The sequence below is a fragment of the Shewanella sp. LC6 genome, from assembly GCF_006385735.2.
Taxonomy (GTDB): Bacteria; Pseudomonadota; Gammaproteobacteria; order Enterobacterales; family Shewanellaceae; genus Shewanella; species Shewanella xiamenensis.
The window spans coordinates 1,966,951-1,983,424 of the sequence record NZ_CP043902.1 but is presented as its reverse complement, the minus strand read 5'-3'; the positions used below and the strand labels follow the sequence as shown (position 1 = coordinate 1,983,424).

Annotated in this window: 16 protein-coding genes; 7 read left to right on the top strand and 9 right to left on the bottom strand. The window is 44.6% G+C overall.

Features of this window, described 5'->3' with window-relative positions:
• Window positions 1–164: 164 nt before the first annotated feature.
• Window positions 165–1,613, top strand: a complete 1,449-nt coding sequence (locus tag FJD32_RS08930; protein WP_037427281.1) for a carbon starvation protein A — start codon at window positions 165–167, stop codon at window positions 1,611–1,613.
• Between the two features lie 125 nt (window positions 1,614–1,738).
• Window positions 1,739–2,107 (top strand): VF530 family protein, encoded by a 369-nt coding sequence (locus tag FJD32_RS08925; protein WP_140907877.1) that lies wholly within the window; start codon window positions 1,739–1,741, stop codon window positions 2,105–2,107.
• 211 nt (window positions 2,108–2,318) lie between these two features.
• Here the strand turns inward: FJD32_RS08925 and FJD32_RS08920 are convergent, their stop codons facing one another.
• Window positions 2,319–3,428: a PQQ-dependent sugar dehydrogenase gene (locus FJD32_RS08920; RefSeq protein WP_140907876.1), complete on the bottom strand. Its 1,110-nt coding sequence runs from the start codon at window positions 3,426–3,428 to the stop codon at window positions 2,319–2,321.
• Window positions 3,429–3,592: 164 nt separating this feature from the next.
• Between FJD32_RS08920 and FJD32_RS08915 the strand changes: the two genes are divergently transcribed.
• Window positions 3,593–4,045 (top strand): FlxA-like family protein, encoded by a 453-nt coding sequence (locus FJD32_RS08915; protein WP_069455183.1) that lies wholly within the window; start codon window positions 3,593–3,595, stop codon window positions 4,043–4,045.
• Between the two features lie 39 nt (window positions 4,046–4,084).
• Here the strand turns inward: FJD32_RS08915 and FJD32_RS08910 are convergent, their stop codons facing one another.
• The 7 genes from FJD32_RS08910 to rssA all read right to left on the bottom strand — a co-directional run bounded on the left by FJD32_RS08910 (window position 4,085) and on the right by rssA (window position 11,178).
• Window positions 4,085–4,969, bottom strand: a complete 885-nt coding sequence (locus FJD32_RS08910; protein WP_037419607.1) for a hypothetical protein — start codon at window positions 4,967–4,969, stop codon at window positions 4,085–4,087.
• Window positions 4,970–5,082: 113 nt separating this feature from the next.
• Complete coding sequence (ribA, locus tag FJD32_RS08905; protein WP_069455185.1) at window positions 5,083–5,694, bottom strand: GTP cyclohydrolase II; 612 nt, start codon at window positions 5,692–5,694, stop codon at window positions 5,083–5,085.
• A gap of 263 nt (window positions 5,695–5,957) precedes the next feature.
• The gene (locus FJD32_RS08900) at window positions 5,958–6,314 is read right to left on the bottom strand and encodes a YibL family ribosome-associated protein (RefSeq protein ID WP_037419602.1); all 357 of its coding nucleotides are present in this window, start codon (window positions 6,312–6,314) and stop codon (window positions 5,958–5,960) included.
• A 125-nt stretch (window positions 6,315–6,439) separates the two neighbouring features.
• The gene (nrdG, locus tag FJD32_RS08895) at window positions 6,440–6,901 is read right to left on the bottom strand and encodes an anaerobic ribonucleoside-triphosphate reductase-activating protein (protein WP_011072753.1); all 462 of its coding nucleotides are present in this window, start codon (window positions 6,899–6,901) and stop codon (window positions 6,440–6,442) included.
• Window positions 6,902–7,016: 115 nt separating this feature from the next.
• Window positions 7,017–9,134: an anaerobic ribonucleoside-triphosphate reductase gene (nrdD, locus tag FJD32_RS08890; protein ID WP_037419596.1), complete on the bottom strand. Its 2,118-nt coding sequence runs from the start codon at window positions 9,132–9,134 to the stop codon at window positions 7,017–7,019.
• A gap of 303 nt (window positions 9,135–9,437) precedes the next feature.
• Window positions 9,438–10,118: a hypothetical protein gene (locus FJD32_RS08885; RefSeq protein WP_037427297.1), complete on the bottom strand. Its 681-nt coding sequence runs from the start codon at window positions 10,116–10,118 to the stop codon at window positions 9,438–9,440.
• 112 nt (window positions 10,119–10,230) lie between these two features.
• A complete protein-coding gene (gene rssA / locus FJD32_RS08880) occupies window positions 10,231–11,178 on the bottom strand; it encodes a patatin-like phospholipase RssA (RefSeq protein WP_140907874.1) in 948 nt (315 codons plus the stop codon).
• A 380-nt stretch (window positions 11,179–11,558) separates the two neighbouring features.
• Between rssA and FJD32_RS08875 the strand changes: the two genes are divergently transcribed.
• The 4 genes from FJD32_RS08875 (at window position 11,559) to FJD32_RS08860 (ending at window position 14,598) form a co-directional block, all read left to right on the top strand.
• Complete coding sequence (locus FJD32_RS08875) at window positions 11,559–12,908, top strand: DEAD/DEAH box helicase (protein ID WP_109277816.1); 1,350 nt, start codon at window positions 11,559–11,561, stop codon at window positions 12,906–12,908.
• A gap of 114 nt (window positions 12,909–13,022) precedes the next feature.
• Window positions 13,023–13,460: a DUF3010 family protein gene (locus tag FJD32_RS08870; RefSeq protein ID WP_037419582.1), complete on the top strand. Its 438-nt coding sequence runs from the start codon at window positions 13,023–13,025 to the stop codon at window positions 13,458–13,460.
• A gap of 56 nt (window positions 13,461–13,516) precedes the next feature.
• Entirely contained in the window at window positions 13,517–14,044 is a 528-nt protein-coding gene (locus FJD32_RS08865) for a M48 family metallopeptidase (RefSeq protein WP_037419579.1), read from the top strand.
• Between the two features lie 86 nt (window positions 14,045–14,130).
• A complete protein-coding gene (locus tag FJD32_RS08860; protein WP_140907873.1) occupies window positions 14,131–14,598 on the top strand; it encodes a hypothetical protein in 468 nt (155 codons plus the stop codon).
• A gap of 361 nt (window positions 14,599–14,959) precedes the next feature.
• Here the strand turns inward: FJD32_RS08860 and FJD32_RS08855 are convergent, their stop codons facing one another.
• Window positions 14,960–16,255: a peptidoglycan DD-metalloendopeptidase family protein gene (locus tag FJD32_RS08855; RefSeq protein ID WP_037419574.1), complete on the bottom strand. Its 1,296-nt coding sequence runs from the start codon at window positions 16,253–16,255 to the stop codon at window positions 14,960–14,962.
• Window positions 16,256–16,474 lie beyond the last annotated feature (219 nt).

Below are 16,474 nucleotides of genomic sequence, written 5' to 3'. Positions count from 1 at the left end.
AGCCGCTGGAGGCGGTTAATACTTATGAATGACATCCTCACACAACCGCTCGCCCCATTCTATTGCCGCTGAGTCAGCATTATCGACCTCTCACCCAGTTACCCCTGTTTTATGTAAACAACTTGTTTACACTCTGCACAACTCAAAATGGGGAGATAACTAAAATGATGTGGTTCCTACTCTGTGTCGGTCTATTGATCGGCGGCTACTTTATCTACGGTACCTTTGTCGAAAAGGTATTTGGTATCAACGAAAAACGTCAAACACCGGCTTTTACCCAAACCGACGGTGTGGACTATGTGCCTATGTCGAAAGGCAAAGTGTACTTAATCCAATTATTGAATATCGCAGGTGTGGGTCCAATCTTCGGTCCAATCCTCGGGGCGCTCTACGGTCCTTCAGCGATGTTGTGGATTGTGATCGGCTGTATCTTCGGAGGAGCGGTGCACGATTACTTCTCCGGTATGTTGTCGGTCCGTAATGGTGGTCAATCTGTACCAAACCTTGCTGGTAAGTATTTAGGCAAAAGTGCCAAGCACTTTATGAATGTGTTTGCCATCATTCTATTATTGCTCGTAGGTGTGGTGTTTATCTCTGCGCCAGCAGGCCTGTTAGGCAAGCTAACGGGTTGGGATGTTAGCATTTTTGTTGCGATTATCTTCGTTTACTACCTGATTGCCACTGTGGTACCTGTCGATAAAATTATCGGCCGTTTATATCCTTTCTTTGGCGCGCTGTTGTTCTTCATGTCATTTGGTTTAGCCTTTGCGATCATGTTATCAAGCGAACATACGCTACTGCCCAATGTGCAAGCGGGCGACTTCTTCCAAAATTTAAACCCTAAAGATATGCCATTATGGCCTGCGCTGTTTATCACCATCGCTTGTGGTGCGATTTCAGGCTTCCACGCCACGCAATCACCACTGATGGCACGTTGCGTTGAAAACGAAAAGAACGGTCGTTTTGTGTTCTTTGGTGCCATGATCGGTGAAGGTATCATCGCCCTACTCTGGTGTGCGATTGCACTGTCTTACTTCCACGGTGTTGAAGGATTAAGCACAGGCATGGCGGGTAACCCTGCAAACGTTGTATACGAAGCATCAACTGGTCTATTAGGCGCAGTGGGTGGCTTTATGGCAATCCTTGGTGTGATCATTCTGCCAATTACTTCAGGCGATACGGCTTTCCGCTCTGCTCGTCTGATTTTGGCTGAATTCTTTAACATGCCGCAGGTGGCTTTACCTAAACGTTTAGTGTTAGCTATTCCATTGTTTGTGATTGGTGGCTTACTGACTCAAGTCGACTTCGGCGTGATCTGGCGCTACTTCGGTGTGGCTAACCAAGCGACAGCTGTATTAATGCTCTGGACGGCCTCAGCTTACCTACTGCGTCACAATAAGCTGCACTGGATCACCACCATTCCAGCCATGTTTATGACCACAGTAGTTATCACCTTCCTACTTAACTCTGCAACTTTAGGTGCAGGCTTACCGATGACCTTATCCACCATCGCAGGGACTGTTTCAACGCTAGTCATCACAGGCTTACTGATTGTGAAAACCAAAGGCAAAGGTGAAGTTGATAGCGACAGCGAATTACCCGATGAAGCTTAATTTCTAACAATATTGATATACAAAGCAAACGGGCACTGATGAGTGCCCGTTTTTTTATCTATGATTTTAGTCAATCGGTATAATACTGGTATAATCCGATTATTGTTCACGGTAATTTATACAAAATGACTCAAGAAAATAACCCATTACACGGCATCAAACTGGAAACCATAGTCACACAACTCGTTGAGCACTATGGCTGGGAAGAACTCGGAGCTCGCATCAAGATCCGCTGTTTTACCGAAGATCCGAGTATCAAATCGAGTCTACGATTTTTAAGAAAAACCGATTGGGCACGGGAAAAAGTAGAATATTTATATTTAAAAACCAATAAACTGCCGTTGCCCGCCGCGAAAACATCCAATGCACCAGCGAAAACATCGGCCAAAAAACCTGCAAAACCAGCACAGAAACCAGCTCAGGCAAGTACGGCTACATCGACAGCCGCAACAGATGGCCAGATCAATAGCCATATCTGGGGCAAGCGCGACTAAATTTCGCTCGAATATTCAAACGCATATTCACAGGAACAGACAAAAATGCGCGGAATAATTAATTCAATTATCCCGCGCATTATTTTTTAATCTGTCTATCAGCTAGATTAGCGCCAATCCAATATCCTTCGGTGGGCAACCATGATTGGCAAGAGTCCCCTGCTAATCAAGCCAACGGCTAAGAATAAGCGTTTAAGACTTCACCTATTGGCTATTTTGTCTGCGGATAAGTGACGCGATAGATTGCCCCTGCATAATCATCCGACACGAGTAAACTGCCATCGGCCAATTCAGCAAAGGCCACTGGGCGACCAAAGGTTTGCTCGCCCTGCATAAAGCCAGTTAAAAATGGAGTGTATTTGACCACCTTGCCTTGCTCTATCGTCGCCACGGCCACTTTATAACCCGCTTTCTTAGTGCGATTCCATGAACCATGTTCAGCGACAAACAACTGCTGTTGATAATCGCTAGGGAACTGTTTACCAAGATAAAAATGAATGCCTAGTGGCGCCACGTGAGCCCCTAAGGAGAGCGCAGGAGCGGTGTACTTGGTAGGATCTTTACCTTGGCCAAACTCAGGGTCAAGAATTGTACCTGCATGCACATAGGGGAAGCCAAAATGTTCACCCAAGTAACTGACCTTATTGATTTCGCAGGGAGGAATATCATCGCCCATCATGTCGCGGCCATTATCGCTAAACCAAAGGGTTTGAGTGCCAGGCTGAAAATCAAACCCGACGGAATTACGAACCCCTTGGGCAATGGTGGTTAATTTTTTAGTCTCCAGATTGAGCGAGAAAATACGTCCATAGCGTTCATTCTCCGCGCACACATTACAAGGCACGCCTACAGGAATGATTAACTCGCCAGTCGGTGAAACCCCTAGTACTTTCCAGCCATGGTGGGTTTCAGTTGGAAACCCATCAAAGACCACCTCAAATGTTGGTGAGTTTAAGTGGTTATCAATATCCTTGAAGCGAATGATGCGCTCCACTTCGGAGACATACAGATCGCCATCTTTGATCACCACACCTGATGGTAGCTTTAGTCCCGAGGCAACCAGAATTTTCTCATCGGCAACACCGTCCTGGTTACGGTCGATAAGGGCATAAACATTCCCGGCCTTCATCGAGCCCGCATAGACAATGCCTTTTTCGGATACGGCAATTTCGCGCGCATTGTCAACATTATCTGCAAATAAGCTCAGGTTAAAGCCTTCTGCAACGGTCAGTTTATCTAAAATATTTTTAGCCATCGCAGGCACACTTATTCCACTCAAAGCCAAAAATGCAGCGCATGTTATTTGTAGTTTACGAGCCATATCTTTCATATCCTTATCAGTCAAAAAGTGAACGACCTTAACCATTAATCCCCTAACCTATCCTAGATACGCCTTTTGTATCAAATAGGATGCTTAGCACTTAAGTTTTTTATCTCAAGGCCGATAATTCGATGAATAACCTTCAGGTACTTATGGAGCCTATCGTGAACATTAATGGATTAAACACGACCGCAAATAGCAGCGCCTTCAAATCTGTTTCCAGCGCTTATATCACCACTACGCCAACAGCTAGCTCAGCTTCTGAGAATTCGTCGGCAGAGACCGGCACGCAAGAAACGGTCAATATATCCAATGCCGGAAGACAAGCTCTCGCTACCGAAGTAGGCGCTTCTCTCAGAGGTCAAACCGCGGAAAAACGGCAACAGACGGAAAGTGCTGAGAATGAAGAACCCAAATCTATCATCGACGAACAAATTAAGCGTCTGAAAGAGCAAATCAAAGCTTTGCAGGAGATGCTCACGAAACTGGAAGGAGATGATTCCGAGGCTGCGGCTCAGCAACGTAAGCTATTGCAGGAACAAATTATGCAACTCGGTAACCAAATTGCCGTGTTAATGGACCAGAAAATGCGCGATGCACAAAAAGCCGCAGGCTAATCTGAGTACAGAATCATTTTCAATCTTGGTAGCTGTGAACTAGATTGGGAAACTAAACAATAAACGCCAAATATTTAACCCGTCACCGGTTCGATAACTGATGCCAATTCTATCTATGCCGAGGAGATCGCCGCCCAAAGGCTTAGAAAATGCCAGTGTGGCACCAAACTCATAGCTTCCGGAGACTATGGTTTCATCTTCAGTATCTTGGCTAAAATCCAGCTCGTTGAAGTACCAATAACCAACCGCAAATAATCTAGGTTGCATTTGGATATTCAACCATTGCCAGCGCGGCGAAAGGCCAATATCTACCCCGGTTTGCAATACCGCAAATTGGTCGGTTAACTTTCCTACCCGTTCACTGTAGCCCGCAAACCTTAACCTCGATACCCAGACGCTGTCTTCACCCGCGAGACTAAAATCATACAAGGTGCTTACACCTGAGGCTAAAATCGCCACATTCGCATCGGTCTCAAAATTTGTCCCAAAGCCCACATCCAAATAGGCTTCCATCCGCGTATTTGCCGTTGCCTGCCAATGGTGCTCAATGCCGGGCGTTATCGTCATGGTGCCAACTGACGATGGCAATTCGCCGTCGGTGATGTCTTTGGCTAAGTAGTCAAAAAAACCGAAAGATAAGGGTAAACGCAGCCAAGTCTGACTACTATCATCCTTCAAAAAATCAAAATTTAACGGAATACTAACGACGGTGGCATTTTGCTCAGCAGCTCGATATACCCCTGTGCCAAGGTAGCTGCCAAAGGCATAAACAGAGTTAGGATTATTTTTCCCATCAATCGGCGTTTCAGGGCTAATCTTCGAAAACGCTTGGGAAGATTGGGGGGCAAATGCAGCAAAATCTTGCGGGTGACTGGAGTTTGAAACAGGCTCTGTCGACGCCAACAGCGGGAAAACAATCCCCATTGATAGCGCCGAAATGGAGCAGAGGTTGACGATAAACCGACTAAAAATGATATTCAATTTACGCAAACAGATCCTAATTTGCAGCCTAATCGGTAAATTTATTGCACTAAGAACTACTGTTCATCCGTAAAATGATACTCAGACATCATATGCCCAAGCTCAGTGGACTTAGTCTTTAAGTAAGCCTCATTATAGCGATTTTTACCGACTTGTAAGGGTACGCGCTCAACCACTTCGATGCCGATGTCTTTCATCGCTTTGACTTTGCGAGGGTTATTGGTCATTAAGCGTACATGCTTTACGCCAATCTGCTCAAGCATAGGCTGGATCATATCGTATTTACGCATGTCCGCAGGGAAACCTAACTGTTCATTCGCCTCAACCGTATTGGCGCCTTTATCCTGCAACTCATAGGCGCGGATCTTGTTTAGCAGACCAATACCACGACCTTCCTGACGCAAATATAAGATAAACCCACTGCCGGTCTCGGCAATGTTTTGCATCGCGGTTTGCAGCTGGAATCCACAGTCACAGCGTAAGCTGAATAAGGCATCGCCCGTGAGACACTCAGAGTGAATACGGCCTAAAACAGGAGCATCGCTACTTAGGGTGCCAAATGTGAGGGCAACATGCTCTTTACCGGTTTCGGTATCTTCAAAACCGTGCATGGCAAAAACGCCCCAGGGAGTGGGTAATTTTGACGTCGCGACATATTTTATCGACATGACTTAACCTTAACGACAACTCTCATTCCATGAGACGGAAGGAACATCCATAAACAAAACAATGATTAGGTACTTAGCCTACGGCGCACCTATTCTAAAGTGTTTTCAGCAATCACGAAATACTTTAGTAATTTAATCAACTACAAAACTAAGCTATTAACTGCGTGACTCATTTAGCTCAATGGGTAATATGTCGAGCCAAGGCGCTGCAAAATAGATAAGTGTTCTATTTTGCAACTTATTGAATAACTTAGCAATGTAGCTTAAAATTTTGCTGGTGCAAAACCTGTTACTTCAGTCAAGCCCATTTCGCGCCCTAAAGCAGTCATTGGGTGCACAACAACTAAGCCTTTTACTGACTTTTTCAGTTGACCCATATCGGCTTGCTCGGCTTTGGTGAGGGCGCGGTGAAATGGCAAGTGCTGAATATCCACCCCTTGCTTTTGTAATAAACGCGACTGCTGCGTTTTTACGCTATTGATTTGCTTAGTAACAGCCTCAATCTCGCGTTTAAACTGCGCCACGATGACAACATCGCCACGTTGCTCTGCCGCCGCCAGTTTACGACGAAACTTATCTAACTTATCGTTTAGCTGCTGCAGTTCTTGCTTTAAATTCATTATGTTACCTTAAATTACTTTAGCGAATCCCAGTCGATATTTACCTAATCTTTGGCCTGTTTGTCTGGGTCACTGTGTCAAGGTGTGGGATTATAACAGCAAGTTAGCGATCCTCGTTACCGCTTTTATAAGAAACGGATCACCTGATTACTGCTACCCCGATATGGAAGGCTCGGATCCGCAAGATTTTGCTCGAATTTGCCATCCACCAGCACATCAACATACTTGAGCACTGCGCGTTGCTCATCGCTCAGTTCATCCCATACATAGCCAGTCCACAGCCAAATATCTTTACCGGGACACTCAGCTTTAACGCGTTTAACAAGCGCTAAAATCCCCTCAAGATTGGCGGGTAAAAGTGGATCGCCGCCAGAGAGTGATAGACCACGGCGCACGATCCGCAGATCCTGCAAATCCGCAATGATATTATCTTCCATTGCCTTATCAAATAAATGGCCAGAGCGCACATCCCAAGTACTTTGATTATAGCAACCACGGCATTGGTGCTCACAACCTGAAACAAATAAGGTGGCCCGAGTGCCTGGGCCGTTGACCACATCAACGGGATAATATTGCTGATAGTTCATTGTATAAGTCCAATACGAAATACAAAGAGCGCCAGGCTGGCTAAAAATCAAAGCACAGTCCCATGGTAAGCGACTGTGCTGATATCAGTGCAACAAACACAACAAGGCAAAAATGTTACAAGTGTTTGATCCTACGCTTCACTTCTTCTTGCTTACCATGGTTGAACGGTCTGGCATCGGGACTGCCTAAGTAACCACACACACGGCGCGTAACAGACACTCGACTTGGCTCATGGTTGCCGCATTTAGGGCAAGTAAATCCTTTGCTAGTACAGCTAAATTCGCCGGTAAAACCACAATCATAACATTCGTCAATCGGCGTGTTAGTACCGTAGTAAGGTACACGGCTATAGCTGTAATCCCAGACATTTTCGAGCGCTTCGATATTGTGCTGCATATTAGGATATTCGCCGTAGCAAATAAAACCACCATTGGCGATGGCGGGATATGGCTGCTCAAAATCGATTTTATCGTAAGGATTCACGTGCTTTTCCACATCTAAATGGAAGCTATTGGTGTAATAGCCCTTATCGGTTACCCCCGCAACCACACCAAACTGGCGCGCATCGAGCTTACAAAAACGACTGCAGAGACTCTCACTTGGGGTGCTATACAGGCTGAATCCATAACCCGTTTCGGCCTTCCATGCGTCGGTAGCCGCTTTAAGGTGCGCAACAATCGCCACCGCTTTTTCACGAAGCTTAGCATCATCAAACACATGGGTTTCAGTGCCATAGAGCGCATTAATGGTTTCATGTAAACCGATATAACCTAATGAAATCGATGCCCGACCATTTTTAAAGATTTGGGCAATATCATCATCGGCACGCAAGCGCACACCACAGGCACCTTCCATATACAAAATCGGCGCAACTCTGGCTTTCACTCCGTTTAACCGTTCGATACGCGTATCTAATGCGCGGCGGGCAAGTAATAGCCGCTCATCCAGAATACGGTAGAACTCAGCCTCATCGCCATTCGCTTCTAGCGCAACACGTGGCAAGTTTAAGCTAACAACGCCAAGGTTATTGCGCCCTTCATGGACGAGTTCACCATTTTCTTTATAGGAACCTAAAAAGCTGCGGCAACCCATAGGGGTTTTAAACGAACCCGTCACTTTTTCCACTTGCTCATAGTTCAAAATATCTGGATACATGCGCATACTGGCGCATTTAAGGGCCATTTGTTTTACATCGTAATTGCAATCGCCGACTTTGTGGTTAATACCATCACGGATGGCAAACACCAATTTAGGGAACACCGCTGTTTTACGATTTTTACCTAACCCCGCCATGCGTACTTTCAGCATCGATTGTTGAATTAAACGCGACTCCCACGAAGTACCTAGACCGAAACCAAAGGTCACAAACGGGGTTTGTCCATTAGCGGTATGTAAGGTATTCACCTCATATTCAAGGGATTGGAAAGCATCGTGGCATTCTTTTTCAGTCTGAGCAGTGGCATAGGCTTTAGCATCTTTAATCTGCCAGTTCAGTGCCACTTGATAATGTTTGTCATAACTCTTGGCCACAAAAGGCGCTAACACTTCATCAATACGATTAATCGTGGTGCCGCCATAGATATGGCTTGCCACTTGGGCAATAATTTGCGCCGTCACGGCCGTAGCGGTAGAGATCGATTTTGGGGTCTCAATTTCGGCGTTGCCCATCTTAAAGCCATGGGTCAACATGCCCGCCAAATCAATCAACATACAGTTAAACATCGGGAAAAAGGGCGAGTAATCAAGATCGTGATAGTGGATCTCACCGATTTCGTGCGCAGCCACCACATCCTTAGGCAGAATATGGCTCTTGGCATAATGTTTAGCCACGATGCCCGCCAGCAGATCCCGTTGAGTTGGGATCACTTTAGAGTCTTTATTGGCGTTTTCATTTAACAGCGCGGCATTGCTCTGCTCAACTAAACCACGGATTTCAAGATTGAGCTTACTGGTAGCATCGCGGCAAATGTCTCTGTCGTGACGATATTCAATGTAGACCCGTGCCAATGATTTATAAGGGCCTTCCATCAATAGGTTTTCAACCGCATCCTGTAGATGGTGGATTTCAACTTCTGCCATATTCGCCACTCGTTCTCTCACACAAGCGGCTACCGTCGCGGCATAATCTGCGTCCTCTATCCCAACCGAGTTTGCAGCAGCGACCACTGCATCTCTTATCCTTGTTTCATCAAAAGGTGTGCGGCAACCATCCCGCTTGATCACGACTGGCATTGTTTAATTCCTCTCCATCCCGATTAAAATTAACACTATATATAGTGATTAAATAACCTATCAACACAATATGTAGGCAATTAAGCGGCATCGACACCTAAAATTCCATGATCCAGATCATGATTTATCGGATGGATAAAAAGAACAAATAAGAACTGCTGCCAAACCCAATGATCTCAGTTTTAGGCCTTGACCTTGATGCTAAAGCAAGATAGTAGACGCAGGAAATGGCGCTAATAATGACAAAAGACTCTGACCCAGAAGCCAAAGTCTATTGTTTTTGAAAGAATATTGTAAATAAGACTAGCGCTTAGCTAAGGCAAGATAACTGCTCAATTGTCCCAACGCCGATTGCTGCATCCCCATGGATGAAGCCACCTGCATCGTTGATTTAAGTCCCTGCCATAACTGTTTTTGACTATCGCTCATGGTGGGGTTGCTATTCAAATAATCCGTTAATTGACCAAACACTTTAGTCGCCTTTTGTGCCAGCACTGGCGACTGGGCATCATCCATGTTTTTTAACACATTTTTAGCATCTACTAACGTGTTGATCATCGGGCTATTAGGCGATTTTTCAGCCAAAGACTTTAGCTCATCATCGATAAAATCCTGCAAAGACTGCTTATTGGTACTTTGGCTTGGCAAACTAATGCCGTTTTGCGAGAGCCGTTCCACCTGTGCATCGGAAAGAATACCGTCTTTTTGTAACCGCGAGACTAAAGCGGGTATCTCAGCCACGCTAAATTTGCCATCAGCAAAAAAGTCTTTCGACATGGCCTGAATTTTTTGTGCTCGCAGTGCCCGTGGTGACAGCGCTATCTCGTCACTCGGTTTAGTATCCACCTTAGGGGGTTCTTTGGCTGAGGAGTTTGACTCCGTACTCGATTCAGTTTTACCTGTCTCCGTCTTTTTGCTATTCAGGCCATAAGCTTCAGCAGCACTGCTACGATTTAGATTAAGGGCATTTAAAAGAGAATTCATCGTCAATAATTCGGCGTCTAATACTGATTAATGGTTTTAAAGCAAAAACTAAGCCAATCAAGCAGTAAGTAGTGTCATATCGTAATTAACAGATAAATTCATCCTGACATTTTTAGCCTTTCCAGATCGCCGCATCAATTAAATGTGCCACTTTTGCCACGGCAGCTTCACCTGCTGCAATGGCTTCAGCTGCTCGGTGGAACTCCATGGTGCCGATATTAGCCACTTCGGGTACAACACAGATATCGGGAGGGTCACCCATTAAACGCGCCCGTTTATGCCGCTGCTCTAAAATACTCATCGACTGGGACATCACCGCAATCATACCGGGATTAGATTTAGTCCCTAGGGAAAACTTATCGGTTAAGCTACCGACATATTCTCGCCCGCGGGCGAATAAATCCATAAAACCCGTTTCTTGGCGCGCGGGCATTTGGGTTTCATCTTTAGGTGCCCGATGGCTGGTCATATTAACGGGTAAAACTTGTAATCGACCGGTATGAAAACCTTGTAAATCAACGGCAATGACAATATCTACCCCCATAGCACGGCTCACCGAAACGGGGACAGGATTAACAACTGCACCATCCACTAACCAACGCTCACCTTGACGGACAGGCGCTAATATCCCAGGCATAGAGCAAGAGGCCCGTACGGCTTGGCGTAAATCACCATGGCGAAACCAGATTTCCTGACCTGAATACAGATCCGTAGCAATGGCCGCAAAGGGACGCTCTAAATCCTCGATATTGATATCACCAATCCGCGATTGCAGCACATCGAATACTTTTTCGCCGCCAATTAGCCCACCTTTACGCCAACGAATATCCATCAGTCCCAACACATCCCAACTAGAGAAGCTGCGCACCCACTCTTCAAGTTCCGCTAAATGATTATGAGCATAAGCAGCGCCAACAAGGGCGCCGATTGAGCATCCAGCGACCTTATCGGGTTTAATTCCCATGGCGGCAAGCCCATTGAGTACGCCAATATGCGCCCAACCTTTGGCTGCACCACTGCCTAAGGCAATACCGATCGTCGGAGTTGTCCCCTTACTCATAATAAATTCCCTTAATAAATCGATGATTTAAAGAAGCGCTATGACGTGAAAAAGCTAAATTCCAGCCAAAGTGTTGTCAATCATTAGACAACATAAACCGTTATGCTAGCCAGTCATTAGATACATTTATATGGTTTACGCTCGGCCTTATCCCCTTGCCATACTCAAGGGCAGAGAGTAACCACATCGTCGCTCGATATCCTGTAAGTTCATAGCCAATTTGGCTAAACATAGCACTCGGGGCAAATATCGAGCGTGACACAAGCCAAGCAAATAAGTGGCTATTTAGATGATTACGCAAGATTATGCCCAATCAAGATAGCTGACCATAGTGATTTAGCGCTATAATCTGCCCTCACTCAGATTTAGGGGATATACCTTTGCAGTTTACTGATTTTTCTCTGGACCAGCGTCTGTTACAAAGCTTAAAGCACATGGGGATTGCAACCCCAACCGCCATCCAGGAACAAGCATTACCTATCGCATTGGCAGGTAAAGATTTAATGGCATCATCAAAGACTGGGTCAGGTAAGACCTTGGCATTTTTGCTGCCCGCATTGCAAAGGGTTATCTCCACCCGCGCCCTCAGTAAGCGCGACCCTAGAGTATTAATTTTATTACCGACCCGCGAATTAGCCCATCAGGTGTACAGTCAGTTACGCTTATTGGTGGCCAATACCCAATATAAAGCGATTAGTGTATTGGGCGGTGAAAACTTTAACGATCAGGCTAAAGCGCTGGCAAAAGAGCCGCATTTTATTGTGGCAACGCCAGGCCGAATCGCTGATCACTTAGAACAAAAAAACTTATTCCTCAATGGATTAGAGTTGTTAGTTTTGGACGAAGCCGACCGTATGTTGGATTTAGGCTTTGCGCCACAGTTAAAAGCTATCAACGAGGCGGCCGATCATAAACGTCGTCAGACCTTAATGTTCTCAGCAACCTTAGATCATAGTGAAATCAATGATATCGCGGCGGCCTTACTTAAAAATCCATTACATGTGGCAATCGGCACAGCCCACAGTGAACATCAGGATATTTCGCAGCGAATTTATCTGTGTGATCATTTAGATCATAAAGAAGCCCTGCTCAGTCGTTTACTGACGGATGAATCGCACAAGCAAGTGATTATTTTTACCGCCACCCGTGCCGATACAGAGCGGTTAGCCGCTAAGCTCTCGGCTCAAGGTTTTGCAACCGCCGCCTTAAGTGGCGAGTTAAAACAAACGGCACGTAACCAGATCATGGACCAATTTGCCCGTGGTCAGCAGCAAATATTGGTGACCACAGATGTGGCATCCCGTGGTTTAGACTTACTGAATGTATCCTTAGTCATTAACTTCGATATGCCCAAATTTGCCGAAGAATATGTTCATCGCATTGGCCGCACTGGCCGCGCGGGCGCCAAAGGTGACGCAATCTCCTTAGTTGGTCCTAAGGATTGGGATAACTTTAAAAAAGTACAACTTTTCTTAAGAAAAACTTTTGAGATCAGTGTAATTAAGGGGCTTGAAGCTAAATTTAGTGGTCTAAAAGAAAAGCCAAAGTCCGTCGCGACTAAAGGTGTGGTAAAGGCAAACACCAAAGCCAAATCTAAACCTAAGTCGCACCTTGTTAAAGCAGCGCCATCCCGTGATAAACGCTTTATCACGGGTGTTGATGTCGGTGATGCGCCAATGCGCAAAAAACCTGCGGCACAACTGCTACAAGATAATGACGACGATATCTAAAAATAACGCAAAAGATAGCTCAAGTCCGTGAAACTTGAGCGCTCAAAATGAGTGACTCGCTGGAGCTATTCTTCCGGCGATACATAAGTAATTTGAAATAGTTAAAGGTGTAACATGCGAATTTGTGGTGTTGAATTAAAAGGTGGCGAAGCCATCATCAGTCTGCTCAGTTACGAAGGTGAAACCTTCAACGTACCCAGCTGCCGTAAAGTGTCTTTTAGCATTGCACAGTCGGCATCGACGGAGGCAATTCGTGAGTTTCACTTTGCTTTCCATAAGTTGATGGAAGATTACAAGATCGATGAAATTGTAATTATTGAGCGTGAGCAAAAAGGCAAACTGGCTGGTTCTGCTACTAGCTTCAAACTCGAAGCCGCAATTCAATTAGGCGAGCTGCCTGTAACCTTGCTATCTCCAGTGGCGATCAAGGAACAAAATAAGCGCAATCCACCTCAGGTAGACTTTGATAGCTTAGATCTGAAACGCTTCCAACAACCCGCCTTTGAGGCTGCCTACGCTCAGCAAAATCGCCATATTTTTGGTAAAGCTTAAGTGCTCTTGCTTGGCGCTATCACTTAGCGCCAAGCCACTTAGATATCGCAAGAATCATGCAAAACCTAAAATATGTCAGTGGTTATAGCCTAGATATCCAACGCCAAGTTGAACAGCTTTTACAAAGTGGCAAGCTTGGGGAAGTATTGCTTCGCCGTCATCCGCACATTCATCAGATCCGCAGCGATAAAGCGCTCTACGACTATACCCAAGGGATAAAAAATCAGTTTTTACGCCAATCCTCTCCCCTATCGAAAGTGATCTTTGATGACAAAATTAGTATGAGTCATCATGCACTTGGCTTACATTCCTACGTCTCTAGAGTGCAAGGTAACAAAATCAAAGCGAAGAATGAAATTCGTATCTCTTCTCGCTTAAAACGAGTACCTGAACCTTTGTTACGAATGGTCGTGGTGCACGAACTCGCCCACCTAAAAGAGAAAGACCATAATAAAGCTTTTTATAATCTGTGTACTTATATGGAACCAGATTACCACCAATTTGAATTTGATCTGCGCTTACTGCTGACCTGTATTGATGCCAATCAATCCCCTTATATCGCGCACTCAATAGACTCAGTTTAAGTACTTATTTTTATTGACCCAAGAGTTGACTGATAATAGTTTTCATTTAGAATAATCATGTATTATCTGTCACGTACTTAGGCTGTATGAAAACGCAAAATATTGGTAGAAAGCTAGAAAAATGGTGTAAGAAACAAGCCAAGAAACTGCAAAAGCAACAGGCAACATTGTCCTATGCGGCATCAGTTAACTATGCTGCAAAATCATCTTTCTCAGCGGAACCAATAAAACAGACGACTGCGGGCAAAAGTAAAAAAGCACAACGCAAGCACTTAAATCAATTATTGGCTGAGTATATTGCCAAACAACACATTCAAGATCTTGATAAAGCAGCCCGTAAGCAGCAATTAAAATTAGCCAAAGCGCATTTTAATGCCGCAAATGATGCACAATTTTTATCCTTTGCAGCCATCAAACGCATTTCCCCCTTACCGACAGAGCGAAGCTTTGCACTTCGTCCTTATAAAAAGTCTCCCTGTGGAGGATGTCCTGCATTAAAGGGGCGTCTATGTAAATGTGCGTTAAAAGCGATGCAGAAACGCCAGGCAAGTTAATATTGTTTATCGATCTTGATTAAATAAATTTGAAGATATCTCAAAGTAAGAGTGGTTAGATATTTTCTGCTAGCTATCTTCGCTATTCACACCTCATTCAATCAATACCTGTACGCTCACTAAAGCCTAAAGTGGCTCGATTTATTATTTTAAATACCGATAACAAGGGCGAAATTTAATCAAATTTAAGCAAGCCGTCTTATCCAAGCATATGCAGCCAAACAACAAACCCAACAAAAAGCCTGACAAATACACCACTCAAATCATTTAGTTGCTGAGGCACATTCAATAGAAATAAAAACGCCGATGAATCAGTATTCATCGGCGTTTTTATACTCAGAACGGGACAAACGAAAAGGAATTAACCTAAATTCATCAACGACTGACGACTATTGACCATATTCGTAAAGCTACGCAATTCTTGGTTTGCTAATTGGCTTGCCATAGGAATATCGGCTTTCATTGGATCGACGGGTTTACCGTTTACATGGAATTCATAATGTAAATGCGGACCAGTTGAACGCCCAGTATTACCAGATAAAGCAATCACTTGGCCACGTGTGACTCTCTGGCCTTTACGCACTAATGCCTTTGAAAGGTGTAAATAACGGGTGCTATATTTACCACCATGTTCAATCACAATATATTTACCTGCAAATTGGTGATCCGTTACTAAACTCACCACGCCATCACCTGGCGCTATAACCTTAGTACCAATAGGGACAGAAAAATCAGTACCATTATGGGGGGAAATACGGCCAGTGATCGGATGTTTACGAGCAGGGTTAAAACGTGAACTCATGCGAGGCTGTTTAGCCAATGGAATACGCTGGAAAGCACGCACTAAACTGCGCCCTTTTGCATCATAATAACTGCCATCAGTATGCTGAAAGGCACTGATTTCTGAACGCCCAGTTTTAATACTAACGCCTAATATTTGGCTGCTACCAGTTGCTTCACCTTCAACATATTGATCATTTACCAAAACAGAAAATTTATCTCCTGCATGTAAATCCCGTGCAAAATTCACTTTTTCTTTGAGTAAATCTTCAATCCGCTGAATATCAGCTGCCGCTAAGCCCATTTTTTGAGCCGATACGTAAAATGAGCCTTTAATATCACCAGTAATAATGCGGTTTTGCCAAACGCCTTCAACGTTAATTTCTTCAACGTTGAAGCTACCATCTTCATAACGAGTAAATACGACTTGGCGTGCGGCGTTAAAATAAAGCTCCAACTTTTGCAGTTGGCCATCATTATCGAGCCAAAACTGAATCCGGTTCCCAGGCAGTAAGGTATCGAGTGCCAAAATATTTAAATCGGCCTCAAGTACTTTATACATCGTTAGCTGGTCAACACCCGCCTTAGAGAATAAAGCGCTTAGAGTATCACCGGAGGCAATAACACGCTCAAAATCAGGGGTATTGTCAATAACAGTGGTAGAATCAACAGGCTCAGAAACTTGCGGTAAAACAGTTTCAATGTCGAGAGCTACGGGAATTCGTTGTGCTGTGGGTACGACATGATTAGCATTCGGCATTAACATCGCCGCACCGATCAATAAACCACCTACGAGGAGAATATTTTTATGGGCTGAAGATAAATTCTGCAAACGAATTTGCGGAAAATTAGCCAAATTGGGTTTGCCTGTCTGCAACGCTTTCACCTTTTGTTATCGTTTTTGCGTTATATTTTTGAACCAGTCCCGCCTAGGGAAGCCCGAATTTTCCCAACTTATCCCAAAAAACCGATTATGACAAACGCTATTTTGCACTTTAACAGCACTATTTCCCAAAAACATGCGTCAGTTGGCACTTTAAATCGATTGTGCGTTCTGTATCCAGATGTTAAATAGCACAAAACAACGTCTTCCATC